The 18,909-nt window shown below is 48.7% G+C and carries 8 protein-coding genes; all 8 read left to right on the forward strand.

Annotated features, from left to right (window positions below; genetic code table 11):
• Window positions 1-16 precede the first annotated feature (16 nt).
• On the forward strand, window positions 17-8,944 hold the full coding sequence (locus HGH91_RS21260; RefSeq protein ID WP_168740818.1) for a gliding motility-associated C-terminal domain-containing protein: 8,928 nt from the start codon (window positions 17-19) through the stop codon (window positions 8,942-8,944).
• A gap of 9 nt (window positions 8,945-8,953) precedes the next feature.
• The gene (locus HGH91_RS21265; protein WP_168740819.1) at window positions 8,954-9,310 is read left to right on the forward strand and encodes a T9SS type A sorting domain-containing protein; all 357 of its coding nucleotides are present in this window, start codon (window positions 8,954-8,956) and stop codon (window positions 9,308-9,310) included.
• Between the two features lie 27 nt (window positions 9,311-9,337).
• Window positions 9,338-13,447 (forward strand): PKD domain-containing protein, encoded by a 4,110-nt coding sequence (locus HGH91_RS21270; RefSeq protein WP_168740820.1) that lies wholly within the window; start codon window positions 9,338-9,340, stop codon window positions 13,445-13,447.
• Window positions 13,448-13,478: 31 nt separating this feature from the next.
• The gene (locus tag HGH91_RS21275) at window positions 13,479-14,483 is read left to right on the forward strand and encodes a PorP/SprF family type IX secretion system membrane protein (RefSeq protein WP_168740821.1); all 1,005 of its coding nucleotides are present in this window, start codon (window positions 13,479-13,481) and stop codon (window positions 14,481-14,483) included.
• Window positions 14,484-14,508: 25 nt separating this feature from the next.
• Window positions 14,509-16,506 carry an OmpA family protein gene (locus tag HGH91_RS21280; protein ID WP_168740822.1) on the forward strand — a complete coding sequence of 666 codons (1,998 nt, stop codon included), beginning with the start codon at window positions 14,509-14,511 and terminating at the stop codon, window positions 16,504-16,506.
• 34 nt (window positions 16,507-16,540) lie between these two features.
• On the forward strand, window positions 16,541-17,572 hold the full coding sequence (locus HGH91_RS21285; protein WP_168740823.1) for a type IX secretion system membrane protein PorP/SprF: 1,032 nt from the start codon (window positions 16,541-16,543) through the stop codon (window positions 17,570-17,572).
• A gap of 56 nt (window positions 17,573-17,628) precedes the next feature.
• Window positions 17,629-18,219, forward strand: a complete 591-nt coding sequence (locus tag HGH91_RS21290) for a collagen-like protein (protein WP_168740824.1) — start codon at window positions 17,629-17,631, stop codon at window positions 18,217-18,219.
• Between the two features lie 91 nt (window positions 18,220-18,310).
• The gene (locus tag HGH91_RS21295; protein ID WP_168740825.1) at window positions 18,311-18,898 is read left to right on the forward strand and encodes an RNA polymerase sigma factor; all 588 of its coding nucleotides are present in this window, start codon (window positions 18,311-18,313) and stop codon (window positions 18,896-18,898) included.
• The last annotated feature ends 11 nt before the right edge of the window (window positions 18,899-18,909 follow it).

Consider the following 18,909-nt stretch of genomic DNA (forward strand, 5'->3'; position numbering starts at 1 on the left):
ATCAAAATAGCCTCATATGAGAAATTGTACGGTTCGTTATTTATATAAAACAACATTACTTATAGGAGTACTACTAATGCTGGTAGCCCGGCTATCAGCACAAACAGATATCAGCATTGGTAACAGCACTTCGGGTAATACAGACCTGGGATATCCCTGCCCCATGCAGGACTATTACGAGGGCAGCCGCGCGCAGTTCCTTTACCGTGCATCCGAACTGCATAAAGCAGGTATGGCTCCCGGCGTAATCAGCGGCCTGAAATTTAATGTGCTTAATCTCAATGCCACAGATACCGTTGAGCAATACACGATTAAAATTGGCGTCACCAGCGATACCACGCTGAGCAGCACCACCTGGATCACCGTCAGCAACCAGGTGTATGGCCCGGTAGATTACCTGCCCAAAACAGGTATCAATATATTCACCTTCTCTTCTAATTTTTTCTGGAACGGAACTGACAATATCGTGGTAGAAATATGTAACGGCGCCCCCGATTCAGATACGCGCACTACGTATACACACAACCCCGAAATACCTTTTACAACAGGTCTTCCTTTTAATGGCTCGCATACCTACAGAACCGATGGGCTCAACTATTTATGCGGCACCACCAGTACCAGTAATTCCGGCAACATGACTACCCGTCCGGATATTAAATTTTCCTGGACACCTGCGGTTGCGTGCACCGGCACACCTACCCCAGGTACTGCCACTGCCAGCACTTCTACCGTTTGTATGAACGGACAAGTAGTTGTTACCTTATCCGGTACCACAATCGCCTCGGGGCTACATTATCAATGGCAGTCATCTCCCAATAACAGTACCTGGACAGATATCCCCAACGATACCACTAACAGGCTGGAGACCACGCAAATAGTTACCACCTATTACCGTTGTAAAGTAACCTGTACTACCACCAATGCCAGCGCAATTTCCAGCAGTGCAACCGTAACCTCACCACTGGCAGTATCCGGTACTTTTACCATTAATAAGGCATTGCCTACCGGCGGTACCAACTTTGCTTCCTTTAATGACGCCTACAACTCGATCAAATGCGGGATCAATGGTCCCGTTATATTCAACGTAGCGGCAGGCGGCAGCGCCTATAACGAACAACTGCTGATCAGCCCTGTTCCCGGCGCCTCCGCCACCAATACCATTACTTTTAACGGTAACGGGGATACGCTGACCTACAGCGGTACTTCTTCTTCACCGGCGGTCATTAAACTATCTGACGCAGATTACTTCACATTCAATAATCTCGTGATCAAACCCATCGGCACCAACAACGGATGGGGAGTACACCTGACCAATGATGCGGATTATAACAGCATCCGCAACTGTACGTTCTTACTGGATACCACCTCCAGTTCTACCAGCAACGCAGGTATCGTGATCAGCAACTCTACGTCCGCCACCTCTACCGGCGAGGCAAAATGCGATTTCAACACCTTTGCTGACAACAATATCAACGGCGGTTACTATGGCATCGTGTTAACCGGCAGCAATACATTTGCCAACGGTAACAATAAACTCATCAATAATAAAATCAGCAACTTCTACAGCTATGGTATTTATGTAACCGGCTCGTTTAACACACTGATTGAAAACAATATCATCAGCAGGCCTACACGCAGTAATGTTACTTCGTTCTATGGTATCTATTTTACGGACCTGAGTACGAAGGCAAACATTACCCGTAACATTATCCGTAACCCTTTTGGCGGCGCCCCGAACAGTACCAGCACCGCCCATGGCATCTATTTCTCCAGCACCGATGCGCTCTCCCAACTGGAGAATGTGGTAAGCAATAACCTGCTGCATAATTTTACAGGTAAGGGAGATGTGTATGGCATCTATAATTCAGGGTCAGACAACGTTTGGTATTATCACAATACCATTGCACTGGATGGCGCGTCTACGACCTCCGCGACTTATACCACCCGCGGATTTTACCAGACCTCCAAAGCAGATGGCGTTGAATTTGTAAACAACCTCATTTCGGTAACACGCACCGGTGGCGGCAGTAAATATTGTGTTTATTTCTCTGCTACCAATGGTACCATCCACGCCAACAGGAATGACTATTACCTGGCGGCCACCGGCGGCACCAATAACGTCGGTTACTATGGCGCCAACAACGCCAGCCTGCTTGACTGGCAAACTGCGTCCAAACAGGACAGCAACTCCGTAAGTTCCAATCCACTGTTTGTATCTGTTAGTAGCGGCAACTACCAACCTGCCAACGCCTCTATTGATAATAAGGGTACACCGGTAAATATCACGGTGGATATTAACAATGCGACCAGAAGTACTACCACACCGGACATCGGTGCGTATGAATTTACGCCCGGTCCCTGCGTAACGCCACCTTTGGGTGGTAACGCACAGGTGAGTCCCTCTGTGATTTGTGTGAACAGAAAAGTATCCTTAACGCTGACAGACAATACCATCGGGCTGGGACAAACCTACCAATGGCAAAAATCTGCTACGGCTACCGGCACTTATACACCGGTAGGTGGTTTGTTGACCAACCCGGATACTGTGATTACGGCTGTCACCACCTCCTGGTATCGTGTAGCCGTTACCTGCAGTGGCAATACAGCTTACTCACAGCCCATTCTGCTCACCGTAAACCAGGCTTTCCCGGCAGGATCTTATACCATTAATAAAAACATCCCTGCCAGCGCCACCAACTTTATCAGCTTCAATGCGGCTAAAGCAGCAATGGAATGCGGTATTCAGGGGCCCATTGTGTTGAATGTAGCGCCGGCCTCCGGTCCTTACCTCGAACAACTGGTACTGGATTCTATTGCGGGTACCTCTGCTGTCAATACCATTACTTTTAACGGTAACGGCAATACGATAAAATTTGCTCCTGCCGACGGCAATGAAAGAGCGGTCATCAAACTGCACAGCGCCGATCATATCGTATTCGACAGTCTTGTTATCGACGCCACCAACGGCGACTATGGATATGGCGTACAACTGCTGAACAACGCTGATAGCAACAAAATCACCCGTTGTACCATCCTGACAGATACCGAAGGTACCTACTACGAATATGCAGGTATTGTGGTAAATGGCAGTGAATCCAGTCCTAACAGTGGTACCAATAATGGTTGCGATGGTAATATCTTCTCAAAAAATACTATCACCGGTGGATACTATGGCATCACGATCTATGCTGAAACAGCCGCGCCAGCTACCCGCAACAGCATCAGCTACAATACCATCAAAGAGTTTTATGAAACTGGTATCTCTGTAAGCTATACTACGAACACCCTGGTAGATCACAACGATATTTCCAGGCCAGGACGTACCAATAACAGTTATTCTGTATACGGTATCAGCGTAGAAAGTAAATCGGCAGATGTAGTGGTAAGCAATAACCGCATCCACAACATGCTTGGTGGTTCGCCTACTTCCACCTCTTCTGTATACGGGATCGAGTTTTCGTATGCAGATGCCACCGCTACCAATCCTGCCAAAGTTTTCAATAACGTGGTGTATGATTTCCGCGGACAGGGTACACAGTACGGTTTCTCCAACTACAGCGCTGATTACATTTACTACTATCACAACACCATTGTGCTGAACGATAGTAAAAATACGTCTTCCAACACCACCACCGGTTTATATCAGTCAGGTACTGCTACCGGTATACAGTTCTTCGACAATATACTCGACATCAGCAGAGCCGGTAAAGGCAGCAGAACAGGTGTGAGCATTGCCGCCAGCACCGTGATGACCTCCAACTACAATGACATCTTTGTAAAAAGTGATTTCAATACCGCCTATACCGGTGTAGCAGGTTCCAACTATGCTACACTGGCGGCATGGACAGCCGGCACCAAACTGGATAGCAACTCACTGGCCGTTCCGCCTGTATTTGCAGATCCTGTTGCCGGCAACTTTGCCCCGGTAATATCTCCCCTTGACAACACCGGTAAATCAGTAGGCATTACCACAGATATCCTGGGTGCAAGCAGGAGTACTACCAAACCAGATATGGGCGCTTATGAAGTAAGCGTACCTAATTGCAGCAAACCGGTAGTACCGGGAACTTCTACGGTGTTCCCACTTACCCCGGTATGCATGGGCACCGACATTAAACTGGACCTGACAGGCAATAGTACCGGTGGTACCCAAACCTATCAGTGGCAACGTTCCGCATCGGCTTCCGGTCCATGGGTAAACGCCAGCGATACGCAGTATGTAAGTGTATTCAATACTACCATCAGTATCGAAAACTACTATCGCTGCCGGATTATATGCGGAGGTACAGACACGGCCTATTCCACTACGGTAAAGGCTAACCTGAATCCGCCATTGCTGGCTGGTGTGTATACCATTAACCCTGCGTTACCTACCAGTACTACCAACTTCCAGTCGTTCAGCAGCGCTGTTTCCAAACTGGAATGCGGTATAGCCGGTCCCGTTACCTTCCTCGCAAAAGCAGGTACCTATACCGAGCAAATTACCATGCATCATATCCCCGGTGCGTCTGCGGTGAACAGGGTTACCTTTAGCAGCGAAACCGGCAATGCCGCTGCTGTAACGCTGACCTACACCGGTACCAGCGCACTGAACTATGTGCTGAAGCTGGATAGTGTGGACTATGTTACCTGGAAAGCGATCACTGTAAAACCAGCAGGTACCACCAATGCAAGAGGCGTGGTGTATACCAACACGTCCTCCTATGACAGTATCAGCGCCTGTATCATTCCTTTACCGGCTACTACCAGCACAGGAACAACGGTGAGCGGTATATACGGCGACGAATGTACCGGTACGGGCAACGTGATCAGTGGTAATATCATCAGTAACGGATCTAATGGTATCTACTGGTCGGGCGCTTACAGCGCTGTTACGCCAGGCCTGGTACTGGACAGTAACAAACTGGACCAGTCGTATGTAAACGGCATCTATGCAGAATATACCGACAGCCTGATCATTCAGCGCAACCAGGTGAGTATGAGCGGCAACCTCGCGTCCGATGCTTATGGCATCCATGCGGATAACGCCAACGGTTATATTATTTCCGGCAACAAAGTTACTATCAACAATACCGCCGACGACATCCACGGCATCTACCTGGAAAATGCAAATGCTAATGCAGGTATAAAAGGACTGGTATCCGGCAACCGGATCATTACACGAGGAAATATTACCGGGGACGTACGCGGTCTGGAACTTTACCAGGTGGATGCTGCCACGATTTCCAACAACGTGATCAGCGTGAAAGCCAGTGGTACCAATGCCTATGGCATTTACAGCGGAAGCAGTTCCAATCTTAATTACTATAACAACTCGGTGCTGAACAGCGGTGTTACTACGGATGATAACTACGCTGCTTATTTCAGTCATACCTCCACCTATTATGGCAATGTGAAGATTAAGAACAACATCTTCGCATCAGATACCAGCGGTGTGGCGATGTATGTGGCCGACCCGCTTTACCTGAAAAGCGATTACAATACGCTATATACAAAAGGTACCGTACTCGTAAAACAGGAAACGCCCGCCGGCAGCTATGCCACACTGCATGAATATATCAGCGCAGATACCCTTGATATCAACTCGATTGTTTACAAACCTGCTTTTGTAAATGATACCACGCTGCAACCTGCCATTGCCGACCCTGAAGTATGGGCCATCCATGGTCGTGGTGTGCAGATAGAAGGTAACGACAAAGATATCAACGGCGCATTCAGACCGGTTAAGCTGACCGAAGGCGTACCGGATATGGGCGCTTATGAGTTCCTGCCAACAGCTGTACCACCGGTGTTACCCGCCTTCCCCGCCACACCGGCGCCGGGTGTTACACAGACATTTATGTTTGGTACAGATACGGTTACAAAAATCACCTGGAATCCGGGTACTGCTATCCCCACCAACATAGCAGTAAGACGTTACTCCGGTATTAAGCCGCCTAACCTGGCTAACGGTACCGCACATATGTATTTCTATACAGATGTGGATGTAACACCTGCCAACGGCCAATACAATTTTAATATCGATCAGTTCTATCTCGATCCATGGCAGGGATTTATCAGGCGTCAGAAAGACATCAGGATGGGCCGTACTGACAATGCCAATACCTGGATAGTGGATTCGGTGAGCCATGTATACGATATCCCGAACGTGATCAGGGATAGCTCGCTGCACTTCCTGGATAAATTTACCGGGTTGAACGGCGGCGACAACAATACGCAATTGTTACAACCGGCCGACAGTTCCAACAGGGGCACCCGGTTCTGGGTAGGCTATGGCCATCACCAGTTCTTCTCCGGCGATAACTCGCAGAACATGGTATTGTACCTCAATGCGCAGGATTCTGCCAATGTTACCGTTCGTATCAACGGCACCAGCTGGGAACGTGTATATCATATTCCGGCCAATAAAACCATCACTACGGAGATTATACCAAAGAACGGACTGAATGATGCCCGTCTCATAGAAGAAGGCTTGTCCGATAAAGGCATCAGTATAGAAAGTGATGTGCCCATTGTTGCCTATGCGCATATCTATGGCAGCGCTTCTTCCGGCGCCACCATGCTATTGCCGGTAGGCACCTATGGATATGAATATGCCACCATGTCGTCGAGACAGAATTACAGTACCGATACCTATTCCTGGTTCTATGTGATCGCCGACTATGACAACACCAAGGTAGAAATTACACCTTCGGTACCAACATTGGCCGGCAAGCCAGCCAATACAACGTTCACGGTTACACTGAATAAAGGTGAAGTGTACCAGGTACTGGGTGCTATGATGCCAGGCGGCGGCAGTGAAGGATATGATTTGTCGGGCAGCCGTGTAAGATCGGTGCTCAACGAAGATGGCAAATGTTACCCGATGGCCGTATTCTCCGGCAGCAGCCGTACCGGCATTGGTTGTGGCGGATCAACAGGCAGCTCGGGCGACAACCTGATCCAGCAAAACTTCCCATCACAGGCATGGGGTAAAAAGTACCTCACCGCCCCCACTTCCAACAGCAGCGGCGCCAGCTCCTTTATGACCAATATATACCGCGTGCTGGTGAAAGACCCTGCTACCCAGGTAAAAGTAAATGGTATGGTGTTAACAGGTTTGATCAATAACCGGTTCTACCAGTTTGAAAGCAACAGCGCTGACAATATCGAGGCTAATCAGCCTATTATGGTAGCCCAGTATATGTCGTCCAGCGGAGCCTGTACCAATACCAACGGTGATGGCGATCCGGAAATGATCTATCTGAGCCCGGTAGAACAGGGTATCAAAAAAGTAGGGCTGTACCGTAATACACAGGAAGCCATCAACATCAATTACCTGACCCTTATTATACCAACAGCAGGTGTGTCCTCCCTGCTCATCGATGGCAGCGCTACCTTCGACCATAGTTATCCGCATCCTAATGCCACAGGCTATACGGTAGTGGTGAAACGCTGGCCTGCCGCACCGGCACAGTGTACCGTTACCAGCGACTCTGCATTTACTGCTATCACCTATGGCCTCGGAAGCGTAGAAAGCTACGGCTACAACGCCGGTACTTTGGTGAAAAATCTGAACATCCTGCCTTCATTCAACAACGTAATGAATAACAGTGGTCAGAATAACACCTATACCTGTGCTAAAACACCATTCCGGTTCTCTATGCTGATACCGGTGAAACCAACCAGCATCACCTGGAAATTCAGCCAGGTAGCCAGCCTGTCTCCTAAAACAGATATCGTACAGAACAACCCGGTACCGGTAGATTCTATGATCAGCAATGAGCGTAAATACTATCGCTTCACCGTACCTGCAGATTACATTTTCAGTAAACCGGGTATGTACGATGTGCCTATCCTGATTTCACATCCCGATATAGAAAGCTGCAGCAATAGCTTTGAAAGCATCCTGCAGATTAAAGTGATTCCTGCGCCTGTGGTGAACTTCAGCGTTGACTACACCGGCTGCTTAAATGACGGCGCCCTGTTCAAAGGAACCGCCGCTACCAGTAACGGTGTGGCTATCAGTAGCTGGAATTGGAACTTCGGCGACTCTACTCTGGGTACCGCAAAAGACACCCTGAAACACTACAGGTATCCAGGCGTAAAACAGGTAAAACTGAGCATTGTAGCGGCTGAAGGCTGTGTAGGCGACACCACCAAAGAAGTGGAAGTATACGCTCCTGCTATTGCCCGGATCGAAAAAGACTCCATGACGGTTTGCAGTGGCACTAACGTGACCCTGTCTGCCAAAAACCCGGAACCGGGCGTACTGTACAACTGGTACGACGCACCAGTAGCAGGTAACCTGCTATATACCGGAAGCGACTATACGATTAATAATATCGCGGCCGATGGCACCTACTATCTCGAAACACTCACCCACGGATGTCCTGGTGCATTCCGCGCCAAAGCCGTCGTGCATGTGTTGCCGGTACTTGCTACCCCGGTGGTAACGGTAGACAGCGTAGGCGTGAATATGATCCGGTTTAAATGGAAGGCAATAGCCAACGCCACCGGTTATGAGGTATCTGTTGACGGTGGCACCACCTGGACCCTGCCTTCATCCGGCAGAGAAGGACTGGTACACATTATCAGCGGCTTACAACCGGTGCAGACCGTGAAACTGATCGTACGCGCAAAAGGCTGCGAAGATAAGGAATCACTGCCGGCAGAAGGTAAAACGTTACCTGACGGCATCTACATTCCAAATACGTTTACGCCAAACAACGATGGTAAAAATGACGTGCTGCTGGTATATGGCTATATCATCAAACAAATGCACATGGCCATTTTTGACCAGTGGGGCGAAAAAGTCTTCGAGTCCAACAACCAGACAACAGGATGGGATGGCCAATACAAAGGAAAAGCATTGCCTTCCGGCGTGTACATCTATGTATGTCATCTCACCCTTACCGATGGAAGTAAAACAGAAAAGAAAGGAGTTATTAACCTGATCCGTTAAAGCAGTTGTATGAAAAAAATCAGCATAGCAAAACTGTTATTGTTTGCCACCGGATATATGATGTTGCATTGGCCCTGCGCCAATGCAACTACCCCGGTCTTCCGGCAGGAACTGGACACTATATCCATGAACAGCCGGTCAGTACTGGTGTATCCTAACCCGGTGATGGCAGCCCTGAATATACAGTCGCGCAAACCTATTCAGCAACTAATACTCTACGCCATGGATGGCAGAACCATTAAAAAAGTTGCCACGCGCGGTAAACGCAACCAGCTGTATGTGCAGGATATAAAGAGTGGAGCATATATGCTGAACACCATCTTTGAAGATGGTACCAGGACGTCGAAGATGATCATCAAACAGTAGTCATTTCAATATGAAAAATTGAAGCAGATGTCAACCAAGCTAATATATTACAAAGCACATTTGATTGCCATATCCCTCATCCTGTTTGAGTTCGTAGCCAATGTTGCATACGCCCAGAATCTTTCCAACAAAGGGAAAGATTTCTGGGTGGGCTACGGACACCATCAGTTTATGGAAATGGGTCAGAGCAACAGCCAGGAAATGATCCTGTACCTCAGTGCTGAACAGCCGGCTACGGTTACCGTTAGCATCACCGGTACTACCTGGACGCGTACTTACAACATCCCGGCCAATACCGTGATTGCATCGGACCTGATTCCAAAATCAGGCGCCATTGATGCCAGGCTTTATTCCCTCCCGCCTTCTTTTGGCGGCACTGGCGGGGAAGGCATTTTTACCGGTAAGTCTATTCACATACAAAGCAATGTACCCATCGTAGCGTATGCGCATATCTATGGCAGCGCCTCTTCCGGCGCTACCATGCTTATGCCGGAAGAAACCTGGGGCTACTCCTATATTTCAGTCAACAGTATGCAGAACTATGCAGATGATTGTTTTTCCTGGATGTTTGTAATTGCCAACCAGAATAATACCGTGGTGGAAATTACCCCTTCGGTACTTACCCGTAATGGTCGCCCTGCTGGCGTACCTTTTACGGTTACGCTGAACCGTGGCGATATTTACCAGCTGGTAGGCGCCTCACTTGGCGGTGGCGTTGGGCGTCAGTTGACTGGTACCACTATCAAGTCTATCGGCAACCCTATGGGGCAATGTTACCCCGTAGCGGTATTCTCCGGCAGCAGCCGTACCGCCATCACCTGTAACAACACCAGTAGCAGCGGTGATAATAATATCCAGCAGATCTTTCCATTCCAGGCATGGGGTAAACACTATCTGACAGCACCGACTTCAGATGATGCTATACCCGCTACGCTGCAGTTTAACATTTATAAAGTAGCGGTAAAAGATCCTACTACTATTGTAAAACGAAATGGCGTCACTCTCACCGGCCTGATCGCCAATTCATACTATGAGTTTGTCAGCAATACGGCCGATTACATTGAATCTAACAAACCTGTGCTGGTAGCACAGTTCATGTCATCGTCGGGCGCCTGTGGCAATAACAGCGGACTTGGCGATCCGGAGATGGTATACTTAAGCCCGGTGGAACAGGCCATTAAAAGAATAGGCTTTTATCGCAACGACCGGGAGTTTATAGAAGTCAACTATCTCACCATGATCATCCCTACGGCTGGCCTTACCTCTCTGCGGATAGATGGCAGCCCCTTATATGACTTCGCTTATCCGCACCCTAACCTCAACGGGTATACGGTAGTGATAAAGCGATGGCCGGCCGCTCCCGCGCAATGTATTGTAAGCAGCGACTCCGCATTTACCGCCGTTACCTATGGTTTGGGCAGTGTGGAAAGCTACGGTTACAACGCCGGTACGCTGATCAACAACCTCAACGCGGTAGGATCTATCCATAACAGTTATGATACCTCTAAAACATCTAATGACTTCACCTGTACCAATACACCGGTAGAGCTGTCCATTTTAATGGCTTATAAACCCACCAAAATGGTGTGGAAGCTCAGCTCCCTTGGCACTGTTATTACACCGAATGCAGATGTAACGGTGAACGCACCGGTAAGTACCGGCACAGTGCTGATCAATGGTATCACCTACTATAAATACTCCTTGCCCGGCACTTACCAGTTCAGCACTATCGGAGAATATGATATCCCGGTAATGTCAACACATCCCAGCATAGAAAATTGTACGAACACCGAAAAAGTAGGCTTTACTATATTGGTGAAAGGCAAGCCCCGCGCCGTAATGACCTATGCGCATACCGGCTGTACGCTGGACACGGTATATTTTAAGGGAGATACCAGCCTGAAAGATCCGTTGATTGACCGCTGGAACTGGGAATTCCCGGGGGCGGTAAAAGATAGCGGCATAAAGGTAGGCAAAGTATTCCCCGTAGGCACTGCCGCCATAAAGTTGACCGTTATATCAAAAGATGGTTGTGTGGGAGACACCGCCTTCCAGGTGGCTACCGTAGCTAAGCCAGTAGCAACATTCACTACCGATGCAGCTTCGCTCTGCGAAGCCGGCGTGTTAAAAATTACCGACAACTCCACATACGGCGGCACCGCTGCACTGAAATCGTGGTACTGGAACTTTGGTAACGACTCTGTATTAACTGCCACTACCGGCGCCGCACAAACGATTACCTACAAAGATCACAATACCTACACCATAAAGCATGTAGTAAAAGTAAGTGACCTATGTGTAAGCGACACTGTGTCCAAAACCGTAACGGTATACGCCAAGCCCACACCGCTATTCAGCTATCCTGGCGATTGCCTGCCTGTTGGAGGTTTGGTACAGTTTACCAGCGGAGCCACGGTACCGGATGCGCAAACACTGACTGCACATGCATGGAATTTCGGGGACGCCAATGCCACGGGAACAAACCCGAATACGTCTGTACTGAAAGATCCTACGCATGCCTATACGAAGTTTGGCACTTATTCCATTAAATACAGTGTTACTACCGATAAAGGCTGTACGAAAGATACTATGGTAACGGCTATCTTTAAACTAAAACCACAGCTCGCGTACGCGGCACTGACCGGTGTTTGTGTAAATACGCCGGGCACAGTAGCCATTGGTAAAGCCACCATCCAGAACGGCGTAACCGGAAAGGGCTACTACCGCGGACCAGCCACCGATTCAAGTGGCACCTTTACTCCTTCCATGGCAGGCGCGGGTACGCATACCATCTGGTACATATTTAATACCGATAGTGGTTGCGCCGATTCCATCTCCACCACCATGGTAGTATATCCTAAACCTGCTGCGGCCTTTACCGCCGCCGCAGATCTATGCCTGGGTCAAAACACCACCTTCACCGACCAGTCAACTATTTCCACCGGTAGCATTACCAACTGGAAGTGGGACCTGGCAAACGGTACACAACAAAACAACACCAATAACAATCCGTTTACCATCACTTACCAGAAAGACAGCAACTACCTCGTGAAGCTGGTGGCGGTGAGTGATCATAACTGTATCAGTGATACTGCCAAAGTTGCGGTGCTGGTACATCCTTTACCAGTAGCAGATTTTAGCTTACCGGCCAAAGTATGTATGCCGGATGGCAATGCTGCTTTTGTTAATCTCACTACGATAAAAGATAAAACAAGCCTGGCCTATCAATGGAATTTTGGCGACGGCGGTGGCGGCACTGCCACCAAAGATCCTACCTGGCAGTACAAGGCCTTCGGACCGTTTGATGTAAAACTCGTAGCCACCAGTGCATATGGCTGCAAAGATTCAGCTACTAAAACGCTCACCGCTTTCTTCGGACAGCCAACCGCCTCCTTTAAAGTCGCGCCGGACACCCTTTGCCAGGGCACTGATAACGTATTCACAGATCAAAGTACCGACGCCACCGGCACTATCAACAAGTGGCAGTGGAACTTTGGCGATGGCACTGTTTCTACCGATCAAAACCCGGTAAAAAAGTATACGGCGCCCGGTGAATACAATGTACAGTTACAGGTATCCAACCAGTCGGGTTGTGGCTCCTCCGCCTATAGCAGCAAAGTTATTGTTTATCTGCAACCGGTAATTGATGCAGGGCCTTCATTTGTTGTACCACAAGGCACTATCATCAGTTTCAAACCGGTAGCCAACGATTCAGTAAACCTGCAATTCGCCTGGACCCCGGCAGCCGACTTCCCTGATCCAACAGTGTTGTCGCCGGTAATACCTGCTATGCACGATGCCACCTATACGCTGACCGCAATCGGCAAGCATGGTTGCATAGCGCGTGACGGCATGACGGTAAAAGTGCTGAAACCTGTTGCACCACCAAGTGCCTTCTCTCCCAATGGTGATAATATCAACGATACCTGGATCATCACCAACCTGGCTGATTATGCAGAAAGTACCGTGGAAGTATTCAACCGGTATGGAGAAAGAATATACCGTTCGACCGGCTATAACGTACCATGGGACGGCCGCTTCAAGGGCAACGTACTCCCAATGGCCACTTACTATTATGTAATCCGGCTCCGGGCAGGTATTGCACCTATAACAGGTTACGTAACAATTATCAGGTAAAGTAAATCATTCACATAAAATCATATTGTAAATGAGAACAATCATTGCAACCCTAGTCCTCCTTGTTGTGGCCACATGCACCGGCACCCGGCTGATAGCACAAACAGACCCTCACTTTTCGCAGTACTACGTGTACCCGTCCTGGTTAAATCCTGCATTAACCGGTGTATTTGACGGCGACTACCGGGTAGCGGCCATTTACCGCACCCAATGGGGTAACATCAGTCCGTTTAAGACCTATGGCGTGAGTGGCGAAATACCCACCAGCCGTAATATCAACATGGGCGCCAGCGTATTAAACCAAACCGCCGGCGATGGCGGATACAACTATACCACTGCCTATGTGAGCGCAGCTTATACCGGCGTAAAGCTGGATGCATCGCATTATCACCAGCTAAACTTTGGATTGCAGCTGGGTTTTATACAGCGCAGATTTGATCCCTCCAAGCTTACATATGGAGAGCAGTGGAATCCCGTAACCGGCTACAACCCCGGCAACCCGGTGTCCGATGCGCTGACGCGCACTTCGGCGGCTTCCTTTGATGCAGGCGCCGGCGCATTATATTATGATGCCACCCCCGGGAAAAAATTCAATATCTATGGTGGCTTTTCTGTCATGCATCTCACAAAACCACAGGATCAGTTCAGTGCGAAAGGTGATGCCCGTTTCCCGATGCGCTTTAATGTACACGGTGGCGTAAAACTAACGCTATCCGATATACTGAGTATTACGCCCAACTTCCTCTTTATGCAACAGGGACCCGCCCAGGAAAAAATGATCGGCGCCTACGGACAGCTGAATGCCGCTCCCGGAACCGATTTCCTGCTGGGCCTGAATTACAGGTATAAAGATGCCATCACCACGCATGCGGGATTTATTTATAAAAACATGATGCTGGGCGCCAGCTATGATATCAATACTTCTGATCTCAGCAAAATGGCGCATGGCTCCAACAGCTTTGAAATATCACTAACATTCATCGGCCGCAGATCGGTAAGAACACCTGATGTGGAATTCGTTTGTCCAAGATTGTAATCAACTTCTAAAGCAACAGTATCTCATGAAAAAAATATTCTTCACATCAGCAGTGTTGTTATCAGCAATGGTATCGTATGCACAGTTTACGTATAACTACCTTAAAGCAGCGGATCAATACTACAGCAAAGCCGATTATAATTCAGCGGCTACTTACTATGAAAAGTATCTCGGCTCCCGTAACAAAACCGTGAAGCCCGATACCTATAAACCCTATGCAGCCGTATCTGTTACCAAAAATAAAACAGTAAAAGTAAGCAGCGGGCAACAGGCCGTTTATAAGCTGGCCGAGAGTTACCGTAACCTCCATAATTATGGCAAGGCCGCGCCGCATTATGAATCGGTGATGGAATTGGATAAAACCAGTTTCCCGCTGGCCGCCTATTACTATGCCGTATCCCTGCGGGCGCTGGCTAAATATGAAGCAGCAGCCCAGGCATTCCGCAACTTCCTGAACGGTTACGGCGCCAATGATAAATTCAGTGAAGCGGCTAAAAGGGAATTACAAAACCTGGAATTTATCACCGCCCAATTAAATAAAAAAGATCTGTCGGAGTACAAAGTAACAAAAGCGCCGGCGGCTTTAAACACCACCGGCGCCAGTTACGCACCCTTGTGGAGCAACGGCAGCAACCTGATCTTTACTTCTACCCGGCCCGATAGCTCTTTCCAGAAAAATCATACGTATATCAACCGCCTATATACAGCCGATTATGACGCGGGACAGGTGTCCAATATCCGCCTGTTGCGGATGGATCAGCCGGAAGGACTGCACCAGGGCGCGGCCTGTTTGTCGCCCGACGGGCAAATGTTGTTCCTCACCCGCTGGCATATAGATCATGGCAAAAAAATATCATCCATCTACCTCTCCCGCAAAAACGGGGACCACTGGAATGACCCGGTCCCCATGGATGCCATGGTAAACACCACAGGTAATAATACCCAGCAACCATACCTTTTAGGAGATGGCAAAACACTATTGTACGCCAGCGACAGGGCCGATGGATACGGTGGTTTCGACCTGTGGTATGCCACCCTCGACGAAAGTGGCAAGCCACTGCAAACGGCTAACCTGGGCGATGTGATCAACACCGCCGGCAATGAACAGGCGCCATTCTACCACGCAGCCACCGGCACCCTGATCTTTTCGGCGGATAACCGTATCGGCATGGGGGGCTATGATTTCTTTGCTTCCAAAGGAAATATCGGTAGCTGGAAAGCGCCGGTGAACATGGGCTACCCGGTGAACTCAGTAAAAGACGATATCTATTTCACCAGCAGGAGCAATAATAAAAACCTGCTGGATGAAGTGTTGCTGGGTACCGACCGGGCCGCCGAATGCTGCCTGGAATTATTCTTTGTGCATAAAAACCGGCCGTTAAAACAACTTAGCGGCACGGTTGTATCCTGCGACAACCAAACACCGCTGGCCGGCGCTGCCGTTAATATTATAGATACCGTCAGCAATAAAGTGGTATCTACCCAACAAACTGGCCCAGACGGCAGCTACGCTTTCACCATCCCGGACTTTCTGCCCTTAAAAGCAGTGGCTAATGCCGACGGGTATACGACCAACTCACAGCAGATAACCCTTCCGGTTAATGAAGACACTACCGCTATGACGGTGCCGGTATTATGCCTCGCGAAACTCACGAAGCCAGAAGCGCCCGTTGTACTGGAAAATGTATACTACGATTTCAGCAAAGCCACTTTACAGGAAGCCTCCTATGCTTCACTGGATAAACTCGTAGAGCTCCTCAATGCCAATCCAGGGATGTACATAGAGCTGAGTGCGCATACCGACAGCAAAGGCTCTGCTACATTGAACCAACACCTCTCGGAAGCCCGTGCAAAGAGCTGTGTGGATTACCTGGTTAGCAAAGGCATCGACCGGAACAGGCTCACTTACATAGGCTATGGCGCTACACAACCCGTAGCACCTAACACATTGGAAGATGGCAGCGACAACCCGGAAGGAAGACAAAAGAACAGAAGAACTGCTTTTACCATTATCAAAAAGTAACAGCCATGGCTGTTTCACCCAAAATCACTGATCCATGAAAAAGATTGTGCTCTCAGGTTGGTTACTGCTGCTGCTGCATTTTGCGCAGGCACAACAACAGCCACATTATACGCAGTATATCATGAATCCATTTATTATCAATCCGGCTTTGGCAGGTATTGAAAATTACTGGGACCTGCGTTTAAGTCACCGGCATCAGTGGGTAGGCATGAAAGGCTCACCGGTAACTACCTACCTCACCCTCCAGGGGCCTTTGCATAAATCGGATTACAGTACCGCCTCTCCCACCGGCTTCGATCCTGACGGCAATAATCCACGGGGAAAGGCTTACTGGCGGGATTATACTACACCGCCGCCACATCCTGGCGTGGGGCTTACTGTACTGAACGACAGAACTGGACCGCTGAATCGTTTTTCTGTAACAGGCGCTTATGCGCATCATATCAACCTGTCTCCCAGAACCAGCGTGAGTGCCGGCATCGGAATAGGGATGCAGCAGGTTAGTCTTGATGCCAGCAAAGTAGAATTCTTTGATCCTTCCGACCCTGTGCTGGGCAGTAGTTCCGGCGTACTAAATAAATGGAAACCAGAAGTAAACGCCGGACTTTGGCTCTACTCTGCCGATTATTTCGCGGGCCTGTCTGTACAGAATATTATCCCACAGCAAATTGGTTTTGATAACGGCAAAGTAGTAGGCGATTCTGTTTACAGCGGCAAACTGGTGCCACATTTATTCTTTACAACGGGCTATCGCTTATGGTTAAACGACGATCTCAATGTGATGCCGTCCGTAATGCTGAAAATGATTACAGCGATGCCGCTGAGCATAGATATCAACGCCAGGTTTATGTACCGCGACCGGCTCTGGTTGGGTGCTTCCTACCGGCTGCACGATGGTGTGGCAGCTATGTTTGGCGTGAACATCAACTCACAGTTTAACATTGGCTACTCTTACGACTATACAGCGTCTTCGCTAAACACCGTTACAAAAGGCACACATGAAATCATGATCGGTTTCCTGTTGGGCAACAAGTACGGCGACACCTGCCCACGGAACGTATGGTAGCATTATTACTTTTTTTACTCTTTTCATTCATAAATAAAAAACAAACAATTGTCATTATGAAACAGGTTACACGCTTTATGCCCTATGCATTGATCACTGCTATTGTATTATTCTTTGCGGCCTGCTCCAAAGACGGAGCGCAGGGCCCCGCTGGTCCTGCCGGTCCTGCCGGCCCTTCTGGTATTCCCGGCTCCACCGGCCCCAAAGGTGATTCAGGTGTTCCGGGCAGCGCCAACGTTATTTATTCTGCCTGGCAGGATGTAAAGTTTGCGCCGGTAGATACCATCCGCAACCAGGATGGCAGTATTAATACCATCCTGTTCGGATACACGCTCACTGCAGCCAAGCTCAATGCATCAATGCTGGCCAACGCTTCTATCAACGTATATATCAACCTGGGTACAGCAGCCACTCCGTTCGTACAGCCGTTACCGTATGTAGATGAAAATGGCTATCTCGTGAGATTTGTGGCATCCGCCGGTAAAATTGACCTGATTGCCAACGCGCCTATCAGTACCACTGCCACGGATAAACGTTACCAGTACAGATATGTGATTATTCCCGGTGGCGTAAACGCCAGAACAGCGGCGGGGATCGACTGGAATGACTACAACCAGGTGAAAAAATATTTAAATCTTAAGGACTAGGTTGGCTAATACAACCTCCAGTATATACAGGGCTGCCTTATTAAAGGCGGCCCCTTCCCAAAATCTATTGACAACGTTATACGAAACCAGCATGAACCTATATAGTAACCTTACGGACCAGGAGTTAATCCGCCTGTATATTGCAGGAAATAACCCGGCGTTTACCACACTGGTACACCGCCATAAAAACAAGATCTTTACTACTATCGTATTATTGGTCAGAGACCGTAACCTGGCAGAGGATATTTTCCAGGAAGTATTTATAAAAATTGTAAATGCGCTGCAATCCGGTCAGTATACGGATAACAGCCGTTTCCTGGCCTGGGCGGTAAGAATTGCACACAACGCCTGTATCAGCCATTTCAGAAAAACACATACCCGGCCACAGATAGTGACGAGCTACAACGACGACCTGGGCAATAACATGGAACTGTCAGAGCATAGCCAGGAACACCGCATAATCAAAGCAGAGATCACCGAAGAAATCAACGTGATGCTGGATCGCCTGCCCCGCTTGCAACGTGAAGTATTGATACTGCGTTACTATGCCGACCTGAGCTATAAAGAAATAGCGCAAACCATTGGTATCAGCATCAATACAGCTTTGGGCAGGGTACGTTATGCATTAGGGAATTTAAGAAAACAGATGGGCGTAGAAAGCCTGGCATCCGCACAATAGAGAAGAATGCC

Origin of the sequence: Chitinophaga eiseniae (genome assembly GCF_012641265.1) — a bacterium.
Classification (GTDB): domain Bacteria; phylum Bacteroidota; class Bacteroidia; order Chitinophagales; family Chitinophagaceae; genus Chitinophaga; species Chitinophaga eiseniae_A.